Annotated in this window: 24 protein-coding genes; 22 read left to right on the top strand and 2 right to left on the bottom strand. The window is 51.6% G+C overall.

Annotated features, from left to right (window positions below; translation table 11 throughout):
* Positions 1–59: 59 nt before the first annotated feature.
* The 11 genes from N5D45_RS06725 (at position 60) to N5D45_RS06675 (ending at position 5,773) form a co-directional block, all read left to right on the top strand.
* Complete coding sequence (locus N5D45_RS06725) at positions 60–599, top strand: DNA N-6-adenine-methyltransferase (protein WP_279938634.1); 540 nt, start codon at positions 60–62, stop codon at positions 597–599.
* A gap of 175 nt (positions 600–774) precedes the next feature.
* Positions 775–1,173 (top strand): hypothetical protein, encoded by a 399-nt coding sequence (locus N5D45_RS06720; protein ID WP_279938633.1) that lies wholly within the window; start codon positions 775–777, stop codon positions 1,171–1,173.
* A 91-nt stretch (positions 1,174–1,264) separates the two neighbouring features.
* Positions 1,265–1,870 carry an ankyrin repeat domain-containing protein gene (locus N5D45_RS06715; protein ID WP_050483559.1) on the top strand — a complete coding sequence of 202 codons (606 nt, stop codon included), beginning with the start codon at positions 1,265–1,267 and terminating at the stop codon, positions 1,868–1,870.
* A 601-nt stretch (positions 1,871–2,471) separates the two neighbouring features.
* Positions 2,472–2,828, top strand: a complete 357-nt coding sequence (locus N5D45_RS06710) for a hypothetical protein (RefSeq protein ID WP_141650974.1) — start codon at positions 2,472–2,474, stop codon at positions 2,826–2,828.
* 268 nt (positions 2,829–3,096) lie between these two features.
* A complete protein-coding gene (locus N5D45_RS06705) occupies positions 3,097–3,432 on the top strand; it encodes a hypothetical protein (RefSeq protein ID WP_279938632.1) in 336 nt (111 codons plus the stop codon).
* Between the two features lie 9 nt (positions 3,433–3,441).
* Positions 3,442–3,654, top strand: coding sequence for a hypothetical protein (locus N5D45_RS06700; RefSeq protein WP_279938631.1), 213 nt, complete (start codon positions 3,442–3,444; stop codon positions 3,652–3,654).
* Between the two features lie 184 nt (positions 3,655–3,838).
* Positions 3,839–4,141 (top strand): hypothetical protein, encoded by a 303-nt coding sequence (locus N5D45_RS06695; protein ID WP_004149589.1) that lies wholly within the window; start codon positions 3,839–3,841, stop codon positions 4,139–4,141.
* Positions 4,129–4,341 (top strand): hypothetical protein, encoded by a 213-nt coding sequence (locus N5D45_RS06690; RefSeq protein WP_032960386.1) that lies wholly within the window; start codon positions 4,129–4,131, stop codon positions 4,339–4,341. Before N5D45_RS06695 ends, N5D45_RS06690 begins: the two co-directional genes overlap by 13 nt.
* A 340-nt stretch (positions 4,342–4,681) precedes the next feature.
* The gene (locus N5D45_RS06685) at positions 4,682–4,858 is read left to right on the top strand and encodes a hypothetical protein (RefSeq protein WP_154354656.1); all 177 of its coding nucleotides are present in this window, start codon (positions 4,682–4,684) and stop codon (positions 4,856–4,858) included.
* A gap of 155 nt (positions 4,859–5,013) precedes the next feature.
* Complete coding sequence (locus N5D45_RS06680) at positions 5,014–5,472, top strand: hypothetical protein (protein ID WP_004149591.1); 459 nt, start codon at positions 5,014–5,016, stop codon at positions 5,470–5,472.
* A 40-nt stretch (positions 5,473–5,512) separates the two neighbouring features.
* The gene (locus N5D45_RS06675; protein WP_032960383.1) at positions 5,513–5,773 is read left to right on the top strand and encodes a hypothetical protein; all 261 of its coding nucleotides are present in this window, start codon (positions 5,513–5,515) and stop codon (positions 5,771–5,773) included.
* A gap of 197 nt (positions 5,774–5,970) precedes the next feature.
* On the opposite strand, the gene N5D45_RS06670 is transcribed toward N5D45_RS06675, so the two are convergent.
* Complete coding sequence (locus N5D45_RS06670) at positions 5,971–6,981, bottom strand: hypothetical protein (RefSeq protein ID WP_279938630.1); 1,011 nt, start codon at positions 6,979–6,981, stop codon at positions 5,971–5,973.
* Positions 6,982–7,891: 910 nt separating this feature from the next.
* On the opposite strand from N5D45_RS06670, the gene N5D45_RS06665 reads away from it, so the two are divergent.
* The 11 genes from N5D45_RS06665 (at position 7,892) to mobF (ending at position 23,218) form a co-directional block, all read left to right on the top strand.
* The gene (locus N5D45_RS06665) at positions 7,892–8,341 is read left to right on the top strand and encodes a hypothetical protein (protein WP_141650976.1); all 450 of its coding nucleotides are present in this window, start codon (positions 7,892–7,894) and stop codon (positions 8,339–8,341) included.
* A gap of 37 nt (positions 8,342–8,378) precedes the next feature.
* Positions 8,379–9,020, top strand: a complete 642-nt coding sequence (locus tag N5D45_RS06660) for a hypothetical protein (protein ID WP_279938628.1) — start codon at positions 8,379–8,381, stop codon at positions 9,018–9,020.
* 75 nt (positions 9,021–9,095) lie between these two features.
* Complete coding sequence (locus N5D45_RS06655) at positions 9,096–10,550, top strand: hypothetical protein (RefSeq protein WP_279938627.1); 1,455 nt, start codon at positions 9,096–9,098, stop codon at positions 10,548–10,550.
* Between the two features lie 64 nt (positions 10,551–10,614).
* Complete coding sequence (locus N5D45_RS06650) at positions 10,615–10,965, top strand: hypothetical protein (RefSeq protein ID WP_180863349.1); 351 nt, start codon at positions 10,615–10,617, stop codon at positions 10,963–10,965.
* 21 nt (positions 10,966–10,986) lie between these two features.
* Positions 10,987–13,953 carry a hypothetical protein gene (locus N5D45_RS06645; protein ID WP_279938626.1) on the top strand — a complete coding sequence of 989 codons (2,967 nt, stop codon included), beginning with the start codon at positions 10,987–10,989 and terminating at the stop codon, positions 13,951–13,953.
* 32 nt (positions 13,954–13,985) lie between these two features.
* Positions 13,986–14,918, top strand: coding sequence for a hypothetical protein (locus N5D45_RS06640; protein WP_279938625.1), 933 nt, complete (start codon positions 13,986–13,988; stop codon positions 14,916–14,918).
* A 107-nt stretch (positions 14,919–15,025) separates the two neighbouring features.
* Positions 15,026–15,826 carry a M15 family metallopeptidase gene (locus N5D45_RS06635; RefSeq protein ID WP_164160776.1) on the top strand — a complete coding sequence of 267 codons (801 nt, stop codon included), beginning with the start codon at positions 15,026–15,028 and terminating at the stop codon, positions 15,824–15,826.
* Positions 15,827–15,885: 59 nt separating this feature from the next.
* On the top strand, positions 15,886–17,778 hold the full coding sequence (locus N5D45_RS06630; protein WP_279938624.1) for a type IV secretion system DNA-binding domain-containing protein: 1,893 nt from the start codon (positions 15,886–15,888) through the stop codon (positions 17,776–17,778).
* Positions 17,779–17,834: 56 nt separating this feature from the next.
* Positions 17,835–19,187, top strand: coding sequence for an ankyrin repeat domain-containing protein (locus N5D45_RS06625; protein ID WP_279938623.1), 1,353 nt, complete (start codon positions 17,835–17,837; stop codon positions 19,185–19,187).
* Between the two features lie 89 nt (positions 19,188–19,276).
* On the top strand, positions 19,277–20,149 hold the full coding sequence (locus N5D45_RS06620) for an ankyrin repeat domain-containing protein (protein ID WP_279938622.1): 873 nt from the start codon (positions 19,277–19,279) through the stop codon (positions 20,147–20,149).
* Between the two features lie 87 nt (positions 20,150–20,236).
* Positions 20,237–23,218: a MobF family relaxase gene (gene mobF, locus N5D45_RS06615; protein ID WP_279938621.1), complete on the top strand. Its 2,982-nt coding sequence runs from the start codon at positions 20,237–20,239 to the stop codon at positions 23,216–23,218.
* A 207-nt stretch (positions 23,219–23,425) separates the two neighbouring features.
* Here the strand turns inward: mobF and N5D45_RS06610 are convergent, their stop codons facing one another.
* Complete coding sequence (locus N5D45_RS06610) at positions 23,426–23,812, bottom strand: GIY-YIG nuclease family protein (RefSeq protein WP_154354657.1); 387 nt, start codon at positions 23,810–23,812, stop codon at positions 23,426–23,428.
* Positions 23,813–23,864 lie beyond the last annotated feature (52 nt).

The following is a 23,864-nucleotide window of genomic DNA, read 5'->3' as shown; positions in this document are numbered from 1 at the left end:
ATGAGCCCGCGAAAGCGGGCTTTATTGTTGAGCTTGACTAGGACGTTCGATTTGCTTTGTTGGATATCACCATCACAAAGCAAAGGAGTTCTATGGGCGTGGGCTATGAAGTTTCAGCAAACACCACCACCACGTGGTTGACACCAAGAAACATTATCGAGCAGTTGGGTCCATTCGATCTGGATCCGTGCACACCGGAACAGGGGATGCCATGGGCAACAGCCACGGTGATGCTCAAGCCAAGCGACGACGGATTAACAACCGCGTGGCCTCAACAATCCTTTGTTTGGATGAACCCGCCGTATGGGCGTGGGCAAGACCTATGGATGAAGAAAATGGCCGAGCATGGGAACGGTCTTGCGCTTGTGCTGGCGCGCATGGAGGTTCAATGGATGCATGAGTTCATCCTGGAACACCCATCCGTACATTCCATCCTACTGCCCAAAGGCCGCCTTCGTTACTGTAAGCCCGATGGCGTTCAAGGCGACCCAGCGACGGCCGGCTCTCTGTTAATTGCTTATGGTGAACGTGCAGATAAACAGCTGCGAAAAATACACGGCTCAACGGTGCACGGTAAGTTGATCGATTTAAAGCGATAGATGCCCTGTTCGTTTGGTTTGCAGCTATGTTGCACGCGATGATCAAGCACGCACTGCCCCTTTTTGATGTGGCGGCGTGATATTGAGTGTCTAGGGACATCGGAATTGAACGTCAGCTTGACATTATTGGCTTCTGTGTTTGCTTGAGACATCAGCCATTTTTTAAGGAGTAGACATGAACACAGAAGCAAAACTTACCGATAGTCAAATAACAACCGGTTTCTTGGGAATGCTGTCTGCTGTGTCGTGCTTTATGGCACTGATTGCCGCTGTCGTGAACGTATTTGCATACCGGCAATCCCTGGATCAACTGGCGTTGGTGCTGACTGTCGTCGTTATGTTCACACCCAACGTATTTCACGTTATCGCCAGAACATTCACCAAAAACATGTTGGCTTTGCACGTGGCCGATTGGTTCCGTGCCGTGCTCTTCGCCGGCACCTTCGCTTCTTTGGGTTACAACTGCATGGTTGTAGGAGAGTTTGGCCAGTGGTTCCTGTTTGCAACTTTTTCTCTCTCAATAGCCTTGTACAACATCGCAATGAAAAGAGTTCGGAAGGATCACGAAATGTAAAAAAACCCGCGCAAGCGGGTTTATTTCAGCTTGACAAATTGAAGGATTGTGTTTTTTTTGGTGGTATAAAATAGCGAAGTGGGGGGGGTAAATGGATCAGTACGAATTCAATAACATTATCGAAAAGTGCGCGGATTTGACTTTGGCCTATCAAGTCTCAAATGTACACAATGATTGGCGTCAATATTCAGAGCAGTTGGATGAATTTAGGGGGCTTCTCAATGAGTTGGATGACATATCGCAGCCCAACGAGCAGGGGTACACACTGATCCACGTTGCGGCCATGGAGGGGCACACGCACGCGCTAAGCGAACTCATGAAGGCCGGGGCCGATATCAACAACCCGCACGCACTCACTGGGGCAACACCATTGCACACGGCAATCTTTGAGAACCGCAACGCGGCTGTGGTGGAGTTGATTGATCGCGGCGCCGATGTCAACGCAACAGACAAGATGGGGCACAACGCCCTGCATCTTGCGGCCTCATACGACAACAAGGCCGTTGCTTTGTTGATCCTGCAACGTGGTGGGGACGCTACGGCTCAGAACAAAGATGGGGACATACCCGCCAACCTGGCTATGCGCCCTGAGTTGAATGAGACATTGAACAAAGCACACGCCCAACAGCAACGCGGCAAGATCGCCGACGCTATTGGCGAAGTCGAAGCAGCGCCAGTCCAAAAGCGACGGATGTAAGCGCGATACGACGTTAGGAATGCCGGCTTTCGCCGGCATTTTTGTTGGACGGAACCATTGGTAAAGAATTTAGCTTGACAATGTTAGTGACCATGTTTAGCCGACCATCTCTACCTACCACAACAAAACACCAGATCAGTACATAATATGGATTGAGCGTGAAAACGTATGGACGGATCTCATCGAACGGGCGCCACTGATCCGTGCGAAACACCAGCGAGAAGTGTTGTCCGAAGCGTTAGCGTTGGAGGAAGCATCCGAGCGCGTGAAGCGCCGCATGTAATTGAAGGGTGGCAAACGAAAAGCCGGCGAACGCCGGCATTCTCAATGAAGATCGTCATTGAGCTTGACTGCAACTTAAAATCTGCTTGAGTAAGGACAACATCATTTGGAGTTGCCTATGCTCAATGTAAACGAAATTAGTCCAGGTATAGTCGTGTATGCCTGCGTTGACACTTTGTATAACGAAGGGGTCCGTACCACCCTTAGAAACACCCACCCTATGCTGTGCATTGATTGCAATGCAACAGAGTCTGAGTGGGTAATTCTCACAAGTATGTTCACTGAGTTGGAAGTGAAATCCCGGTGGAAGCTTGGCCCCGTGAACTGGCTCAAGAAGAAATCTTACATCGATACCGCGCGCAGTTCCCATCGGATACCTAACGACGTAATGCAAAAAGCCTCAGAAATCGGTGAGTCAGACTATTACCACGAACGCTATGAACGCCCCATGGTTCGCCCCGCAGGAGTGGCCGCTATTACCCAAAAGCTGGAAGTTCGCGCGTATCTCAGTGAAAGTGGGACCGTCAAAATCAATGAGTTGTCTGTTGAGGACTTGGAGCGACTGTTGGAAGAGAAGCGCGAAAGTGTGCGACGTTCTGATCTTCTAATCGTGCTTAGTGACATCGCAAAGCAATCCGGTTATGTGCTCACCAGCGCCGAACTAAGACCTCAGTGATGAAGTAAGAAGCCACAATAACCAAGCCGGCGAAAGCCGGCTTTGTTGTAGTGGGAGGAAAAGGGGGCTTCGCACTCATCTGCACGGTTCTGAGTCGCGCCGTGACGCGGAATAGCGATCAAAGACCCACCCGAATTTGATTGGCTGCGTTACAGCGCGACTCGAAGAGCCAAAATTTCATCGTTGGATAAATGTATGTCAAGAAAAGGTCTTGACAATACATTTATCTCTGTTTAGCTGAAACCACAACAAAAAAATAGGAGGTTTCATGCATACATATTATTTCACTTCAACCAACGCACAGTGCGAGGACTGCAATGGGGCGGCCATTCGTTTTGAACATTCCCGATCGTTTGGGAGTTTTGAGATCTTCCATGTCTATCAGCTTGTCGATGGAAATTGGTCTGGTACTCCTCATTCGTTGCTAACTCAAGAGAAGTCATCCGATGCGGTCATTGAAGCATGGGAGCGTTTGGAAGCACGCATGCTGGCAAGTCAATCCGACACCCGTGAGCAAGGGTACGACACCGCATATGCAATATATGCAATGGTAGATGCTGTGCCAATGGACTATGCATTCGCCCTCGCGTTCGGCAAATGGTGAGGAGGTCGCATGAGACATATAAATCAAAAGAATGTTTTAGACACCGATGAGTGGATAGGTGTTGACCTGGAGTTGGAGTTCCATGAGGACGGGTTTGAAGTGCCCACCAACGCGGGCGACGAGGCTGAGATGTATAGGTTTGATAACCTGGAGGATTTCATTGCAACACGCGCGGCTATGGCCCTGGGTTATCAATCGGCATGCTTGTTGGATGTACAGTGACCACAGCAACAACACGATCTAAAGAGGCCCGCTTTCGCGGGCTTTTTTATGGGAAAGGAACGGGGATGGCTCCGCACTTGTGGACCAACTAAAAGTACGGCTGGGAAATAAATGTAAAGAAAAGTTCTTGACAATACCCAAAACTCTGCTTAGCTAAATACATAACAACAACAAAGGAGTGGGTATGGAAAATATATTTGAACTGTTAAACGAACAAGGTGTTGTTCAGATCCACGACGTGTGCCAGGTCTGGACCCGTGCCGCTGTCATCCAAGAGGTGATCTTGCGCAGCAAGGTGAACGAGGAAGACTTCTTTGCCTGCGGCAACCACGGCGACTACAGCGCCGAATACTACTTCACGTTCAACTGGTGCGACGCCACTGCAATCACTCGGGACTACGTGCTTGAGCTGGTGGCGATCAGCGAACAGTTGATGGCTCAGGAAGCGAACCAAAGCCGTGAGGAGGTGGAATTATGCGCAGCTTGATCGCTTACATCCTTGCAGCAATGTTGGTTGCCTTGGGAATGGCCACCGTTATGGCACTGACATCACTTGCCACATTGGGTGGCGTCGATATCGGCTCCATCATCGGTTATCACTTGCTGTGTTCGTTTGGGATCGCAATACCTGTACTGATGATGGACTTCGATGAGGAGCAGGCAAAGGTTCCAGTGTTGACGAAATAGAGAACAAAACGAAAGAGAAAAAGGTCGGCATATGCCGGCTTTTTTTGTGCCTGTAATGCATAGAACAAGCAAAACAATTCAATATTAAATCAAAAGTGCTGAACTAATAAGCAAAATTGTGAGATACCTAACATTATTTGCATTTAATGTAAAGAAAAGGTATTGACATGTAAGCGTTTTCATTTACATTGAATACATGCAAAGCAAAACAAAGGAAACAAATATGATTATCGCAACTTTATTTACTGCAACCGTTCTCCACTTCGCATTGTGCCAAGTCGCCGAACGCATCTGCGAAATCTTTTAATCCACTTATCATTTACCAATTAGGAGTCACATTATGGAAAACATCATTAGCGAAACAACCTTAAAAGTAATCGGTGGAACCGTCGTCGCAATCGTTGTGGTCGCCCTGGGCTGGACCCTCTTCAACGGCTTGGTGAGTTCGGTTTCATCCAGCAGCAGCATGTTTGATCGCGCAGAGGCAATCAGCGCTTCCACCGTCAAAGGCCGCTAAGCCTTCCCCCAGTCGGAGAGACACCTTGAACGAGAACACAAAACCGTACGACCGCAGCAACGACAAAGCCAAGCGCGAAGTCAAGCGGTTGATGAAGTTGAAAGACAAATTGAACCGCCGCTAATCCACAACACCTACCCAATTGGAGACACAGCATGAAATCGAACAAAGAACTTTTTAATGCAATCGAAACCGCAAACCTCACAGCGGTTCGCAACATCATCCACTCTATTGCACAACAGGATGGCCGCCTCACGCCTGACGCGGTAACCGCCTTTACCAACTCCCGCCAAGGTGAGATCGATGTGACCCCAGTGCATGTGGCTTGCGGTTATTTCCGCCACGCCGTGAAGCAACGCAACAGCACGTTGGCGGGTGTCTACAACAGCATCATCGAAGCATTGGTGCGCGAAGGGTACGCCTCACTAACCACCGAAATGTTCCGCGAGATCGACCGCCGCAAGGGCTTCAAAGACTCCACCGGCCGCACCATCTTCCAAGAGTTCGCCGATTGCCTCCCTCCGTTCGTGCGGTCCTACGTCAACTCCGTGGACATGAGCACGTTCGACAAGCACCGCCAGGACAACTTCAACGCGCAGTTGGACTTGGCTTGAACCCTCGCAGCACAGCCCCCCAAACTTTAGGAGCACGACTATGAAATTACACTACGCAAACAAACCCGCTCAAAGCACGTTCACCCGCTACGCCTTACGTGCCGCGTTGTACGCAGCCATCGCGTTCAACATTTATGGAGTCTTCTACGTGTTTTGCGTGGAAGAGAACGACCCGATGATCTACGAGCAGACTGTTGTGGCTGCACAACCCATCCAAAAGGCCACCCAGCAGATGCCCGACGTTTACGGGGAGTATCCACTGTCTGGTAGTGGGAACACGATTGACGAGATCAAGGAGTGAGAACTATGAAGACATTACATGCAAAACGAAAATTGAGAGACTTTGAAAAGCGCACACAGATGCAGATCAACACCGTCATGGCGCTCATCTTGGCCGCAGTATCGTTTAGCTTCGGCACGATGATTTAAGGACCCCAACGATGAACACTCAATAGAAAGGCCGTCATGTGACGGCCTTTTTTGTTGTGGCACTTCCGCTTACTTGAGCTGCAGGCGCAACATGGCTTCCACGTTGTCCAGACGCGCCGCCCAATCAACGGGTTGCCCGGCCGCAGCGCGTAGGTCAACCATGTTGGCTTCGTACTGTAGATCCTTCAACCGTTCGTCTTGCTTTTTCTGGTAGTGCCGGCGTGCACGCACGGCTCCGGGGTTGCTGGACAACACCCTGTGTGCCCACGGGGCTTGTATTTCTCCGTACACCCGCCGCTTGCGGTTGAGCTCGATCGTCACGTACGAGCGTGGCCAAAACGAGCGCCAGACCTTGGAGTCCAAGTGGTTGGGCGAACTGGAATGCTTGATCTCTTGAAGCCAGCCGTTCTCCTCGATCAACGCCATTGTCAGAGTGAGAAGAAGGGAGCGATCAACAACGAACAGGTTCAGTCCAATCCGGTCGGCCGCCGCTTTGTGTGCCCCGGATGTGGCCAGGTGGTTAGCCTTGAAGCCAAACCGAAGCATGGCCGCGATCGATCCAATCCGCTCAGCAGAGCCACAACGGTTGTTCATCCCGACGATCACAGAAGTTGGCAGGACGGTGAGGAAGGCGGTGAACCGCTCATTGGGCCAGCGGGCCAGAACGTTGTTTCGGATCAGCGAAATATCGGACTTGGGCGATAGGTGAGTCAGATGATTGCGGGAACGTAGAGCGGCGGCGTCCCGAATGCCGTTGAGCTTGTTCGCCCAGGTGGGCGACAAAGTGGATCCGTTGTCTCGTAACGCAGCGAGGCAGTCCACCGCGCCGTACCGTTGAATGCATGAAATGCACGACGGGATTCGATTGTCCGCCGAGGACTCACCCCCCAAGTGCACAGGAACCGCATGGGTGACACCCCATCCGTTTTTCTTTGTCGCGTTCAGGACTGTTCCGCAGTACGCGCAGACCCCACCGAACTTGTCGAGGATCACGGGTTTTTGGTAGCGCGGAACATTGATCCGTGCCCGCTTGCTGTGACTCAAGATCGAAGAAACCAGTTCGTCCAATGGGTTTGTCATCCCGTCTCCTGTTCTTTAGATCTCTTCATCCAAGCAGAAGATCAATCTTTGTCAAACCTGGGTTGGACTACATCACTTCATCTATGAGTCAGTCAAAAGTACGGCCGGTTCCCTTGCAGCGGTGTGCCGCTGGCCGCTCATCCGGCAATCCAAAATGGTCAGCAGACGTGGGTTGTCACCGAGCTTTGATTGCCCTTTGAACCAGACGACGGACGGCCAGGAGTTGGGGCGATTGGGATTGCTTACGACCTGACGACGCGGCTTGGCGAGCAGACGACCAACAAGACTGGACCAGACGGCAAACATTTCAAGACCAGACGACGAGCGTTTGGAACCAGACGACGGCGGGCTCGGGCGACCGGACGACTCCCCAACGAACATCCACACGAACAGCAGACCCAACCCACAGACGGGCAGACTCGCAGGCAACAACCCGGACAACTAGAGCCAGGTCGAAAGAAAAACCCAACGCTCAGCCAAAGCGGAAGAAGGGCACAGCCCCCGATGGGGGCAGCCGAGAAAGAGCGGAAGAGCAACAAGAAAGAGCTAAAGGCCAACAGCCGAGAAGCGACGAGCCAAGCGAAGAGCGAAAAGGCAAAAGCCAAAAAGAAAAATCAAAAGCTCCAAGCAAAATCAAAAGCACGCGGGGGCCGAAAGTCTAAAGCCGTCGGATAGGGACTGGTCAGAACATATGCACATGTCGCACCTTTGGTGTTCTAACGGCGTGTGCGTAACGCAAAGCAAAAACACATGAAAAGCTTTGCCTGCCAATGCTTTTCAGATGTGCGTGGGCGTGTGTTTTTACACTGGTAGTTAAACGCCCCAAACCCTTATGTTTAGTGGATTTAAGTAATGAGCTTGACAAAAACAGCAAATTTGTTTCAGTAAATTGAAACAAAAAGGAGGAGAAATGAAAAATTTACGTAAACACATAGTTCTGAGCGAGCGGCAAGTTGGTCGAATTGAGCAGCAAATGGCTCAGACAGGTATGACTTTCACCGACTGGATGCGCAACGCAGCCGAGATAAAACTGGGCCGAGTTGAAACAGTCGATGCGATCGAGGAAGCAAAAAACGATTTGCTCCGCACCCAAGAAGAGATGCGTCGCGAAATAGCTGGGCTTCGTCTGTCTCTGATTTCCGACATGAAGAACTTCTTTGAGCTAATCAAGGAGTCCGTTGAGCAGCACGGGGACAGGCACATTGACATTGCCAAAAAACACATCATGGGAATTACAACGGCGTTAGCTCGTTCCGTTGAAGGCGGGTCGGATTTCACCAGCCACCCCTCTGTGAAAACACAACCAGCGTCGAGGGCAGGGCGCGGTAGTGGATCAATGACATTGCCCGAAGAAGATTAAGAAATAAATCCAATAACAACAACAAAGGAGTAAATGTATGAAACAAGCAATTATTGCAGTAGCCGTATCTGTAGCACTTTTGACTGGTTCGTTTGGAGCCAGCGCACAAGCACAGGAAGATCAGGACCGCACTGCCAAGGCCGGCAAAATCGGATGTGTGGTCGGCGGGATCCTGGGTGGAGTCCTGGGCAGCAAGGTGTTTAAGGACGACAAGGCCGCTGGCGCGGTGGCCGTTGGGGCTTTGGGCTGCGGTGCAGGGAATGTTGTGGGCAAGAAGTGGAGCAAGGAACGTCAACTTAAAGAGTTCCAAGAAGCACAGGCCCAAGCCCAAGCCGCTGGATTGACCGCAACGGTCAACGAACGCGACGGGATCGACGCGCACGGGAAGCCAACCAAGGAACTGGGGGCAATGGTCATTGCCTACGACCCCAACGATATGGCGCCTGTGTCCGCCAGCACCGCAGCGGTGTTCGACAAGGTGGCAAGCATCACCAGCCGTTCGCAAAACCAACTCACTTTTGAGTTCAGCGGGAAGAAGGGGTGTGAACTGCCCTTGGCTGAACTTAGCAAGCGTGGCGCTTTCAACGGAGCGGGCGTGCAACACGCGGTGAAGGTCAGTTGCGGTCAGGGGGACAGCAAGTTCGTTATCACCCCGTTGCCCGATTTGACTCAGCGGTAACTCAAAACCGGAAGGGGCGTCGGATTTGGCGCCCCACTTCCAATCAAGCCACGCATATAGATAAGGAGTGAATGAATGACAGACAAATACAAACGCGATGTGGATCCACGGGCATTGAGGATGCGCGGGTATGACGACGATGAAGACGGCGAAGACCAAAACAGTCAGGAGTTGGACCAAGCAGTAGACAAGACCATTGAAGCCGCAACCAAAATGAAAGATGGCGCGAAAAAAATGGGCGTTGGGATTTGGAGTGGACTAAAGAAAGGCAGCAAAGAGTTAGCGGCGAAAGTCCAAGAGCGCAAAAAAAAATCGAAACAAGTGCCAAGCGGGGATGATGGGGATGAGGACGAAGTGTCTGCACCCGTTGCGTCCAATGTTGAACCCTCGGCTCAGCCCTGCATCGCGGCTGTTGAACTTCAAGCGCCCCAAGTTGAACAAGCCGCTCACCAAGAGGAAGACGTTAAACCAGAAATCGAGGAAACGCCAACTCCTGTAGACGAGCAGATCAATGCACCGGTACGTGCACCAGATGTCACTTTGAAATCCACAAAGCCAAAGCGCGCGACAGCGCCACTGGACGAAGACGAGGAGGAGGAGGAGCCCGCCGTTCGTACAGTTAAGGCCAAAGGTGGACGCAAAGGACCGCTGTTAGCCATCGGATCGTTGGTGCTGGCCGTGTCCATCGGTGTGGGCGTGTACGCCCTCAGTCACTTTGACGGATCGCAGGTAGATGGGTCACCTGTGGTGAAGGAGGTCTCAATCCCCAAACAGTTCACCGCCCCAAGCGGGTTCGTCTTCAACCAGGAAGTGACGATGTTCTTTGGTAAGACATGGACCAACGGCTTCTTTGAAATGGAATTCAGCAACGATGGCAAGTTGTTCATTAGTGTTCCCGGCGCAATGGATCGGGCTGAGCACAAGTACGAGCCAACAGAAGACTACAAGGAAAAAGCACCGTCCTTGGTGGTGACCGACGCAAACGACGGAGAACTGTTTGCAAACGTCAATTTGGTTCATGTTGAGAACGACCCAACCAAGCCAGAGAGCATTCGATTTGTCGCTGGGCCGGCCACGATCATCACATTGACCGACAAAGCCAAACTGGCAGTGGACAAGCCGAAGGTAGAAGCACCTGAGGCTAAAGCAAACGTTGACACCATGAGCCAACCGGTCGGCAAGGCCATTGCTAAGCAACCAACCGCTGTCACCCAGCCTACGACCGCACCGGTCCAACAGACCAAGACCCAGGGTGCTCCTGCGACAGTGGTCAATGCTCAGGCAACCGAACCAACCCCAACCGTCCAGAACAAACCGGAAGTTCCCCAGGTGGCACCCGCCAAGCTGACCAGTGGTTCGGGATCCAAAGTCGCGGGAGCACCACGGCAGCAACGGCAAACCATGGCGCAGAAACCGACGACCGAAGCATCAAAGATGAAGCCGGAGTCAACGCGTCAAGCGGAAAAATCAAAAGAAAAATGGCAGGACAAAGCCAACAGCGATCTTGATGCATGGGCGAGGCAGTTATGAGCATTGACAAAGTTCGCAACTGTGCTTGATTGATTGAACCTCAACTAATAAGGAGAGAAACAGCATGTTGAAATATTTATTTGACCAATACAAAACCACTCGGAGTATATCGCTCGGAACGCGGGTCTACGACTTCTACGGGAAGTTCTTGATCAAGACGCCGTTTCACAAGTTCCAGGATGTGAACCCGCACTTGGAGCGTGAGTATTACTACAACCGTGGCGATCGGAACTGGACGGAAGATATTGAGGAGTCAGAGTCCAATTGGCGAGATACAAGTTTACTGCTTGCCCAAATCCGTGACGAAGAGGCTCCTCGTGTATCAAAAGCTGTGTTCATGAACGCCATAGTCATCCTGATGATACTTGGGGGCATGTACTGGACGCTTTTAAAACTACTTGCAGGGTCTGTCTAACTAAATAATATAGGAGGTCTAATGGGTTTATCTATTTTCACACTACCAGACTTTATTGAAAAACTAATCGGCAAAGTCAAAAACGCGGGGAGAGTTGAAACATCCGAGCAGCGAACGGTTAAGAACGCAAAAAAACGTTTCAAGCGTTTGATGGGGCGTGGGGACAAATACATCGTCACTGGGGAACTCCCCAATGTCCCGGACGAAGATGTTGATAAGGTTCTAAGCATGGGCGCCAAGCTAGGGGACAATGGAGTGTTCTATGTGCCAAAGGGGCTCGATCCAAACGACTTTAAGAAATGGGCTCCGATTATCCACGAGGACTTGGACGATGAGCACAGCACATATAAGACAACAACTGATGGCGCGCCATGGGAAAATTTCGTAGCGGAAGAAGATATAACCACTGGTGCCGACTCCACGGCCACCGCTGTTGTGTACGGCATGTTCCCAATCTTGGCCGCTGTCACCATCTTGCTTCAAGCATTACCAGGGTGGTGGGCTTTGTTGGCACTTGCGCCCGCGTTGCTGGTGATTCCCCACTTTGCAGCGATCAAACAAGGTGAAGACTTTAAAGAGGCATTAAAAATTTGTTTCTATGGGTACGCATTGCCTGTATTTATGGCAATAAACATGACGACAGCGTTCAACGCAAGCCAGGCGGCTCCGGGGTTTACGAAGGAACTGATGGTTGGTGGCCCAATATTGAGCACCATCATGTTTGGTCTTGTTGCATTCGTAATGAGCACTCCGTTTGTATTTGCATTTTCTGCGTGCTGTAATTACAACAACGATCAGAAGATGGGTGGGGCATTTGAAGCCGGCAAGTCTTTGGTTAGAAAATGGGCATGGATTTGCGTGGGCGGTGTGATTGTTTTATGTCTGCCTCCCACTCTAGCGCCATGGGTTATTTTGTTGTTTGTTGCTTCATATCCAATGCACTACACGGAAAACAACTTCCGTGCGCGGGCACTTGCGTTTGATCAAATGAACAAAAAAATTGGGGGGGTCGTTCAGTCGCGTTCTTTTGCTCGGGATCGTGAGGATAAAAAGTTCCAAGCGTTGAACGCACAGAAGGACAAGTCGCCCTTGATTAAGCTGGGCGTGTCCACTGGATACTTGTCCAGTAAGGGCTACAGCTTTTCGCCCGACTCAAACAAGTTCATGGTCGTATCGGTAAACGACTTGTGCACCCACTTATTCTCGTTTGGTCGGACCGGTATCGGTAAATCCACAACCGTGGCACGCACCATCGCATTGCAAATTGCGCTGGCCGCAATGGGTGGCTATCCCGTTGGCATGTTCGTACTGTGCGGTAAAGGGACCTTGCCCGGTGAGCTTGAGAATGTTCTGAATTGGAACATTAAGCCGGGGATGGCTGTTGGACTTATCGAAGGTCTAAACGCAGAAGAATTGGCATTGGCCGTCAACACCATGATTGTCGGTTCCAATTCACGCGAAAAAATTTGGGAACAAGGTGCCGACAATCACGTCTTCCAGGTCTGTCAGATCTTTGAGGCGTTGTGCGAGCACGAAACAACAACCTTCAACAAAGCCGTGGCCGAACTCACGAAGATCGACATGATGATCCCCTATATGGAGCACCAGTTGAAGCAAATGAACATGGGCGCCATGAGCGGTAGCGACGCACACATGAAGGCAGTTCGTGAGTTGCAACAGACCCGCGACCGCAAGCGACTGTACGAAGAAGAAGTGCAGCGGCCACGCGAGTGGGTATGGAGCTGGGCCAACTTCATTCGGGCCTTGAACCTTGTAGACAACATTGAAACGCCCAAAGGATCGGAAGTGGGTGTGGCTGGTCCTGAGTTGACCCGTTGGTTCAAATTCTTGGGCGTGAATGTTCAGGGTGAACGCGCTCCTATCGCTGTCCACCCCGGTTTACGTCCGTCCGGTCAACAGCACTTGCGCGATGCAGTGACGTACATCATGGAAACTTGGGTGCCAATGCCTGTCGAACAACGCAGTTCATTCCGCTTGAATGTTAATCAACGCACCAACGGACTGAACCAAGCCAAAGGTTTGGTGGACGAGAACGGAACACCCTGGACATCATTGACCACTGGTGTGGACATCACGAGCGTCATGCGCGGTAGCCGCATCGGTATTGACTTACCCGAGGCGTTGTACGGATCCGGTGGTGCAGCGGTACAAATTCTGCTGAAACAGCGCGTGTACGCAAAACTCAGACAGCGCGTGAAAGTCAAGAATTGGCGCAAAGAAATGCCGGAGGAGACCGTATTTATCCAGATTATGGACGAATGCCAGTTGTTGGTGAACAAGCAAGAAATTGATTTGCTCTCTATCGCCCGTTCGCTGGGAATGGGTGCGGTCTATTTGTCGCAGAACATCGAAGGCATGATGCGCTGTTTCGACAATCTCGAAGCCCTCAAAGGGTTCTTGGATCAATTCCAGTCATACGTATGCTCTATGGCGTCTGAGGCGACATATGAGTTTGTTATGAGTAAGTTGGGACAGGCCAACCTTATTCAGTACAAGCCAACTGGTCGAGGAATTGACTACAAAGGAGCAGCAACAGCATTTAAACGTTCGCCATTAAACATGGAAGATCACCCACAACGTGCCTCAATGGCCCGGATGAAGGCATGGGGAATGAACAAGGTGGTTTCAGCAGATATGTTCTACAGCGATTACGGACAACGCTGGGATCAGAAATGGTCCTCGTTGAACGGAACCAACGTCAAGGCAAATGCCAACATTCGTTCGGCGATCCTGGTTGGGGGTGCCGGCGAAATGCAAGAAGGCCCAGTAGTCACACTTGCCGAGATGGGCCAAGAGTTGAACACCAGCGGTGGAGCACGTGCTTTGGTCTGTCTCAATCGTGGAAACATCCGCCGTGTGGACTTTGCCCGAACCATTCCCGTGACACCTGAAAAGGTTGATGAGTACATGGACCGCTTCAAGGAGGAAGCGGGCATGATTGAAGAACTGAACGTCGAAGTTGCGTAACTACCAATAACAACAACAAAGGAGACTAAAATATGAATAATCAAATCAAAGACCAACAAAAGTACGTTGACAGTTTGTTTAGCACTAACGCAGCCGACATCGTTGCAGCGCCGGATGATGTGTACCGCGAGGAGAAAAAGCAAGCTGCCGAGAACGGCGACACCCAAGCGCAAGCTTGGGTGAAACAAGATGAGAGCACAAACACGCTTCAAAAACGTATTGGTGAATACGACAACGAGATTAACCGCCGGCAAGATCCAACAAAGTTGCTTCAACTGGAAGACGACTATCAAACGGCCATCACCGCCCGAGCCGATTGGTTGGCGAACAACTCTAAGCCTAAGATGGTTGGGAAAGACGAATGGCAAGAGAAGTACGACGCGTTCCAAACTCAAGTGCAGTCTGCAAAGAACAGGGTTGACGAGTGGCAAGAGAAGTCCAGTCAAAGCGCTTTATCGGTCTTGCAGCAACGCCGAGAGCAGAAATTTGAGGAGTTGTTGAAGGCGACTGGGGACCGTCAAAAGTTGGGCGAACTTCCCAGCGAGCAGTTGATCAGCGCACAAGCAGCCCAGGACGCATACACGCTGATGCAAAACGGCGAGGGCAAGTTTTCCTTGAGTGATCGCATTACCCAGCGTCGCAGTCAGCAAGAAGGGCAAGGCGATCAAACGGAAGGTGGTCAGGGTCAAGTTGGAAGTGCTCAGAACCGCGTTGGCGGACCAGCCTGGGCCGCTGAAACCTTGGCCAAACCCAGCGAGGAAGAGAAGTTATTGGGCGAACTGCAACACAAGTTCGTATACGAGAACAACCGGTGGCCCAAAGAAAAGGAAATGGACGCCTTGATCAGTGCCCACAAGAATGCAGGGCAATCGCAGGGACAAGAGCAAACCCAGGATCAATCTCAATCCGCGAGCGAAAACATGGAAATGGACTATCCACGTCAGAAGCAACGCCAAACAGTGTGACAAGTTTGTATGAAAAGGCCGGGGTATACCCCGGCCTTTTCTTTTGTTAGCTTGACAAAGTTGGGGTCTCTTTTTCAATAAATATATCCCATTGAAATGGAGGCCGAATGAAACCATTACATTTATTAACATTTATCACGCTTATTCTGCTATCGACATCCGCACTCGCCAACGTTCAAAAGAATGAAACACCACTAATAACACCAATTATTCAAGCGCAAGACGGGGCAATTGGTGTGCCCACAACAACAGCCAAATGGTGGCAGTTGTTCAAACCAAAGAGCAAAAACGAGAAGGTGCTGAAAGGCGTTCACCCAGACTTGCGGGTCAAGTTGGAAGCGGTCTACGACGTGATGAAAGAGCGGGGCTACGACATGCGCCCGATGGAAGGGATGCGCTCAGAAGCCCGTCAAGCTGCATTGCTGGCCAGCAACGCCGGTGTCACATCCGTGGGGGCCGGAATGAGTTGCCACAACCACGGCTACGCAGTGGACAGCGTGATGCACGTCAACGGCAAGCCGACCTGGAACATGCATGATCCGCACGTACGGGACGGTTACAAACTGTTTGGTGAGTTGGTGCAGGCTGTTGATCTGGAGTGGGGCGGGAACTGGACCACTCTCCAAGACTACCCACACGTTGAGATGAAGACCGAATGCCGCACAGCCATTCGCGCGAAGCGCACAGGTCAGAAGGCTCCAGCAATGGTTGCAAGTGTGAGCGAAGACACAGTGCAAATGATGCTGTACACCTACCAAAACCCTGCACCAACTGAAAGCCAGATCTGTGGATTTGACCAGCCCTGCGAGGCTGTCCTGATGTACGCAATGATGTGCCCAGCCAAACAGCAGTTCCCGACGTGGTGGACTCCATTCCAATACGACATGTTCGGCGCCGGCACCGTCTGAGCTTGACTATTCAAAAGCCCTCTTTAGTTTGATTGCATTGAACTATTGGGGGCTTTTACGTGACAGAACAAATCCATAATGCTTTTGGTCGAGTGTCAAAAAGTGTTGCACCACACACATTGGTGCGGCGCTGGGACACAGCCCTGCTTTTTGCCGCAGCGGCGTTTGCGGTTGTCTACATCACATCCATTGCCATTGCCCGTTTGGCGTACCCCACCGAGGCATTCGGATTGGGATACCACGCTCTTGCCGGGCTGTACTTGGGCGCGCACTACCTCACCCTCACCACGATGTTCATTCAGCAGGCCGCCGAATACGGGGAAGCACTTCGTTCCTTATCCGTGGTCTGGCCTGTCATGGTGGGCTTTTCACTCGCCGTATTAGCTTTTATCGCGGCTTTGCTCTACGGCTTGAAGCCGACACGCAACATGTACGTAATCGATGGTCCGCGTGTGCTCACAGGTAAGGACGCGATACGGGAAGCAAAACGGATCACAGCCTTGGAGGTGGGGAAGTCGCGCAACACCATTTTGCTGCACCCATTGCTGCGGTTCGCCCAGGAGCGTTTGAACCGACACATCTTGATCTATGGATCGGTGGGCTCTGGCAAAACCCAAATCCTAATTGCAATCATTCGACAGATCATCCGCTTTCGCAAAAAAATGTTCGCTTATGACGTAAAAGGTGACTTCACTTCCTACGAAGATTTTTCCGCTGGGGATTGGGTCGATCCGTCTTTACCGTGGTGGAAGCGGGCCGTTGTGAAGACCAGCGACGCTGTTTTTCCGCGCCCGATTATTTTGTCCCCGTACGACAAAAGAAGCTACGTTTGGGACGTTGCCTGCGACATCCACACGGCTGTCCAAGTGGAAGAGTTTGCCAAAAGCATGATCCCCGAGGAAACCGGGAGCGCCAACTCGTTCTTCACGAATTCTGCGCGCATGTTGGTGGTCGGTGCGTTACGCACATTGATTGCCGAGATGCCCAAGCGATGGACGTTCAAAGATTTGAGTGATCAATTATCAAAAACAGCCGTAGAGATGCAGGAAACTGTTCTAGAGAATTACAAAAAAGCGTTTCCGTTGATCGAAAATGCAGAGTCGCAAACAACAAGTTCTATCATGTCAACAATCATGTCAAACACCCAAGCCATTGATTATCTAGCCGCCGCGTGGCCGGCTGTAACAAAGCGACGGTTCTCGATCGTTGAATGGAGCAAAGACAGTTACAGGGGGCGTAAGCAAGTGATTGTGCAGGGGGGAGGGATGGAGTTGCTTACCAGTGCATACATTTCAGCAATGGTGAATATCTTGGTTGGGGAAGTGATTTCGCCAAAACTTCCAGACAACACCCATCGTGGCATTTACATCATATTTGACGAATTGACCAGCGCAGGCCGCTTGAACATTCTTCCATTGGTGGACAAGGGCCGTTCAAAAGGGGTGACCGTTATTGCCGGTATTCAGGAACTCAGCCAACTGGCAAAAGTGTATTCGCCAGAGGACGCCAAGATCCTGCCAACCATCGTTGGTACGCAAATCATTTGTCAGCTTCAGATGTCTGAAACTCGCAAGCAGGTGGCAGAGATGTTTGGAACGAACATCACCGCTACCTTGTCGCATGATGAAAACGCAAATGTTCACCAGGATGGGCGGCAAGTTGTCTTTGAACATCAACTCACTAATGAGCTTGGCCCGCGCAAACTGCGTAAAGGTGCGTTTGAAGTCCGAGCGATCGTTGCATCGGCAGGCTACAACCCACTTCTGTTGGCCTTTCCGGGCCAGAAATTGCCGGTGAAACGTCCTGGGCAGATACAAGCGAAGTGGGTGACCGAGCCCGCAGCGGTAAAAAGACCTAAAGCACCACCGAAAGATATTGTTACCAACACTGAGAATGTAAATCGACAAAGCGGCGCAATGACTCAAGAGGAAATACAAGACCTGTTTAGGTAGTCTTGACAAAGCTTGCATTTCTGTTTCGCTGGATGTTTCAGTGTGTGGGAGTGACTATGGATCCAAGAGAACGTTTTGAGGAATTGAAATCAAAAAATTATCTTTTGGATGATTCGGTTTTACATGAAATGGCCGGCATCATTCAAGATATGTCAGTTGAAGAGCGGGCAAATAATATCGATGTTGTAAGAGACATCCTTAAGATTGGAAAATCAGATTACGAACGCTCTCTTGTTTTTTTCTATTTGCAAGGGTCGATATTAGCGCAAGAGAAGCCCGAGGTTGTTGAAATGATGTTGGAGGAGGCGAAGGATCAAATCGATATTGATAAGGAGTTTTTCATTTCATCCGAGCATCACAATATTCCAGCAATGAAGATCCTTTACAAACACGGTTGCAGCATAGATGGATTGGGTGAGATGTCAGATACCGCTTTGCATTACGCGGCGCGTACCTCAGACCACGAAATGGCCAAAATTCTCATAGATGAGTTCGGGTTCGATCCATTGTTGAAGAACAAAGAGGGCCGGACGCCGTACGACATTGCAATGGATGTTGATCTTTTTGATGCGGCCAGGAGCGGCGATCTTGATAAAGTGAAGGAGTTGATGGATGAGGGGTATCCAACGAGGGCGGCCGTAAACCAGTATAGGAACGCCGACGAATACTGTCCGGTTTATGGAATGTCACTGAGTAACTTCACACATCCCGAGCCCGCATGGAAAGCCGCATTGGACAATGGGCACGAAGAAGCATTTTGGGCATTGATCGATGCGGCTGGATACAACGACCACTTTAGTGACAAGGATGGTTGGAAGCAATCCGCTTTGTCGTATGCCATTTCCAGTGGGAAAGATGACGTGGCAATTGAGCTGATTGCGAGGGGTGCGGACATGCACACGCAATGTGGGGAGTTCCACAAGGCAGTTCAGCGCAAGGACTCAACGCTTGCAGGCAAAATGATCGAGATGGGTGCCGATGTCAACGCGCCCGTAACGCTAGAACAATACGATTGCGACATAAATGGCTGTACCCCTTTGCACTGCGCAGGATCACGCAGCCAAGTGGAGCAGTTAGTCAAATGGGGAGCGAATGTCAACGCTGTGATGTCCGTGCCGAACAATTTCAGTGAATACAATTATGAATGTGATGGCTTCACTCCGTTGCACAACGCTGAAACACCTGATGTTGCTCTGGCGCTTTTGGAAGCGGGGGCCGACCACACGTTGAAAGCGGGTAAGGGTGGCTGCATTCCATGCACGGCACTGGAGACAATCAAGACCCGTGGTGAAAGCGAAGTGGCAGAGGCCATGGAAAGTTTCATTCAAAAAGAAATGTTGTTCTCAGAACTCAAAGCGTCCCAATGCCACGTGGAAGAAGTGGCGCAGAGGATGAAACGTCGAATGTAGAACAAATGCCCGCCAAATGGCGGGCATTTAGCTTGACAATGACGCGAATTTTGCTTGATTGAGTGCATTCGATCAATCAAGGGGGCGTTGTGAACTATTTCAATCAATTATTCAAAGGGGCAATCATTGATGATGATCTTCCTCAGGTTAAAGAACTCATACAGACGGTTGGTCCGAATGCGGCGGACGAATACGGAGTAACCCCATTGCACTACGCAATTATTGGCGAGCGTACAAAAATCACCACACTTTTGCTGGAAGCCGGTGCCGATCCCGAAGCGCAGGATGCCCAAGGCATGAAGCCATTTGATTTGCGTAAGCCCGTGGTGGAGAAGCGCGAACAGCACCGTTTGACCGTTCACCAAGCTGCAGCGGCTGGCAATCAGGAACAAGTCAAAGCCTACATCGCCTTGGGTGGCGACCTTCAAGCAACAGACCACGGAGATTTCACCCCTTTACAGCACGCAGCCAACGCCGGCCACAGCCAGGTTGTGACTGACTTGATCGCGGCAGGAGCAGATATCAACGCACATCGGCGAACTACGCCTGCCGTTCACTTGGCCGCTAAAAGTGGGAGCCTAAACGCTTTGGTGGCGCTGCTCAATGCGGGCGCAAACCCCATCGAACAAGATCCGTTGCATCGAACCGCCATGCATCTTGCTGCGGAGTCCGGAAGCATTGCATGCATACAAGCCCTGATTGACACAGGATCGGACATGAACTCGATTGACATCTTGCAACGATCGCCGCTTGACGTTGCGGTGGCTAATGGACGAGATGAGGCTGCTGCACTTTTGGCAGCCAATAACTTCCAACACGCGCCTGAGCAGAAGCAAGTCACGATCACGGACGAGGAGTCACGTTCCTACAAAGAACGGCTGTTGAACAACGCAAGTTTGACTTACGTAGTGGGTCGTGGTGACGAACAACCACAAATGAGATCACGACGCCACGCCATGTGATATTGAAGCCCGCCAAATGGCGGGCTTTCAGCTTGACAAAAGATTTGTTTTTGCTTCGATAAGGATTGGAAAAGCGGAGGGCCAATCTTGATTGGAATAAAATTACTAAAAGCGAATGCGAAGAACGCCAAAGGCGATGATGTTGTTGAATACTTGCTGGCCAGCACATCCATTGAACTGGCGTTGGACGATGCAAAGAAGCCACAGGTTCAAGACAGCAGCAATCCAGCAACGGACTACTATGCAAAGGGGACCAAACGGACCATTGAAACGTCCTACTGGGCCGGCAAGCTTGCAGCCAAGTTGGGGCTGATCGGACAAACGGTTGAAAAAAGCGACATGATGGCTTTGTTCGATGGGTTCTCCCCATCGGGGAAACCGCTGTGTCAGAACGCGGGCGCAAAGCCCACACTCACCCCGAAGATCAACCGCAGAACGGGCAAGCCCCGTTTGAACGAAGACGGGACAGTGATGATGGTTGAGACCGGTGGCCGTCGCGGAGGCTACGACTTGACCTTTTCACCACCCAAGTCGGTGTCGCTGTTGTACGCGTTGGGCGATGACAAGATGAAATCGATTGTCATAGAAGCGCAGCGGAAGGCCGTTGAAGCCGCGATGACGAAGATTTTTGAGGCGTACACGCAATGCCGACGCGGTAAGGGCGGCAAGGATGTGATTGACGTGAAATCGTTGATCTACTCACACCACTTGCAGTTCGGCAACCGCAACCTGGAACCTCATATTCACACCCACACACTGCTGTACAACGTGTGCGAGGGGGAGGATAAGCAGTACAGCACGTTTGATGCGTCGGAAATATTCCGCTTCCGCTACGCGGGCGACATGACCTACCAGAACGTTATAGCGACCGAACTTCGCAAAGCGGGTCTGTCCATAGTCCAGTCCGAAGAGATCAACGCCCATGGTGAGAAGACTGGGCAACGCTTTTGGGAAGTGGCGGGATTGCACGACCGTGATCTGATCGATGAGTTCTCCACGCGGCACTTGGAGATCATGCACGAGCGCAGCAACGGCACATCCGACGCCGAAGCGTGGCGAAAAACCCGCAAAAACAAAGACGAGCCATCGTACGAAGAGTTGATGGACCACTTTGATAAATTGGTCGCCGATGTGCGCAAGCACCGATCCATCCCGACAGTGGACGAACTGATGAAGGAGCAGGGGACGCGCGCTCAACCGCGAACCCGTGAGGAGTTGTTGGAGTACCTGCACCAGAACGACTCGGCGTTCTCATACCCCACGCTGTTGAAGCAACTGGGGATGGAGAACATCGGCTACGTGTCCGCTGATGAACTGTTCAACATGTGCAACAAGTTCACCGAAGACGAGTCCGATCTACTGTGTATCAAAGCGCTCAAATTGCATGTGGACGACATGGGCGAAACGCTCGCTCGCCGGCACACTGAGGCCCGCTATGCGGCAAAGTGGATGGCGGATTTTGAAGTTCAGTTGGTTCAACTGGCCAAGTCGCGTGAAAAAGAGACCTGGTGGAAGATGGACCGTAAAGAAGCCGAAGCCAGCATTGCCAAGCTCGAGAAGATCAAAGGGTTTACCGTCACCGACGAACAGCGCCGAGCTTTGGAGCACATCACCATGAACACCGGTGGTGTGTGCATCGCCGCTGGCCTTGCTGGTACGGGCAAGACCACTGTTTCAGACTTCTATTCCCAAGTGTATCGGGACAAGGGCTACCGCATGTTGGGGTGTGCAGTCTCAAACGAGGCGGCCATGAAACTTGAGTTTGAAAGCAAAATGGAATGCCGTTCTGTTTCCAAGATCCTTTCCGACCTTAAGAAGAAGCAACTGACCTTGACCGACAAGGACGTGGTTGTTCTGGACGAGGCCGGAATGATCGACGTGCCTCAAATCCGTGCGTTGTCGGCGTGGTGCAACAAGGCTGGCGCCAAACTGATTTTGCAAGGCGACGAAGAACAGCTAAAGCCCGTGGGTGCAGGGCAGGGCATGTCCATTCTTTCCGACGTTTTGGGAGAGAGCAACCTGTTGGAGATCCGACGCCAAAAGGACGAAGAGATGCGCCGGATCGTCAACATGTTCTACGACTACGACAAAGACGGGTTGCTCATAAAATCACGCGCGCCCAAGTCCCGCGATGATGTCCTGGACAAGTCCGCCCGCTTGTGGGAGGCGTTGGAAGACGCCGGCTGCATTGACGAGTACAACACCCGCGATCAGGCTATGAAGGTGCTGGTTGAAGACTATTTTAGTTCGCAGGCACCCGTTGAAGAGCGCTTGGTGTTGGCGCACACCAACGCCGATTTGAAAGCGTTGAACGCAGCGATCCGCAAAGGGTTCCAAGACAACGGCATTGTCAAAAGCGAGCAATTCCATATCCAAGCCATCGGCAAGAACTACTTTGAAGGCATGGACATTGCCGTGGGTGACCGCATTCGCTTCACCGCATCGGACAGCGTGATGGGCGTGATCAACGGAACAACGGCCGAGATCACAGCAATCAAGCCGAACCACAAGCGCGGTGGATACGATGTCGCTGTTGAGATCCCGGAGTTGGGTGGCAAGTGGCGGAAGTTAACCTTTAATACGGAAGAGTGGAACGCCATCCGCCACAACTACGCGACCACCATTCACGGCGCGCAAGGGCAGGGCAAGACCGACATTTTCCATTTGGGCAATCCGGGAATGACCGACAACAGTTCCATGATGGTGGCCTTGTCGCGATTGACCAAAGGCCGCTACTGCATGTACGTCAGCAGCGACGACGCCGAGACGATCCGCGATCGCATGGGGCTGGACCGAAACAAGGAAAACCTTCTGCACGCGGGGATCGAAGGCGACTGGGGCGACCAGGTGCAAGAGATGTTTGACAAAATGGTGAAGGAAGCCCCAAAGCCTCAGGTTTCCTCACGTAAACCGCCAAATCCCGACGTGGCGAACAAGCGTAAGATCAAGCAATCCAGTGAAATGGAAGAATGGGTCAATATGCATATTGCAAAAATATTTGACGCCAACAAAGAACAAAGCTTGAGTGGGCAGAAGCGGCGTGCTAGCTTGCCGGGAAGATCGATATGACAGGGGGAACGGCCATGCTTTTAATTTCTGGGATGATTGTTCTAGCTCTCATTGGTTTGGTTTACGTTTCACGACGGCATCGCGGCTTCCCGTCCGAGGAAGAGCAGCAGCGGCGCCGAGACGCCGCCGAACGTTCCTATTTTTGACTGGACCACACTCAGCAAATCGGCCCCCATCGGGGGCCATTTTGTTTGCTCTCGCAGTGTGTTAGAAGCGGGCTAGGAAGATCAGAGATCCGACAAGCCCCGCAGCCAGAGCAATCCACTTGAAGAACCCACCACCACGCTGTTGGGCCGGCCAGGAGCACTGGCGAGCGATCGCATGGCGACGGGAGTTCATACGCAATACTGTGTTGACTCGGATGTTCGGCGGCTTGCCGTACACCCGCCAGCCATTGCGCACGGCCACGTAACGCCACGCGTACTCATGATCCTCAGCCTGAGCTTTGGTTCCATTGATAGTGGACAGTGGAACCATGGTGAAGGGTTGTCCAAGCCAACCTCCACTGTGGTGCCGGTGCTGATGCTCTCGGCGTTTTAGATCGGTGGACTGCCCGATGTAGCAGCATCCATTTTCAAACAGGAGGGCATACAAATGCCGCTCCCGTGGATGGTACTTTTCAGACCGGCCGTACCGGGCCGGCTGC

The sequence above is a fragment of the Stenotrophomonas sp. GD03819 genome (assembly GCF_029841665.1).
Taxonomy (GTDB): domain Bacteria; phylum Pseudomonadota; class Gammaproteobacteria; order Xanthomonadales; family Xanthomonadaceae; genus Stenotrophomonas; species Stenotrophomonas geniculata.
This window is presented reverse-complemented; position numbering and strand designations above follow the sequence as displayed.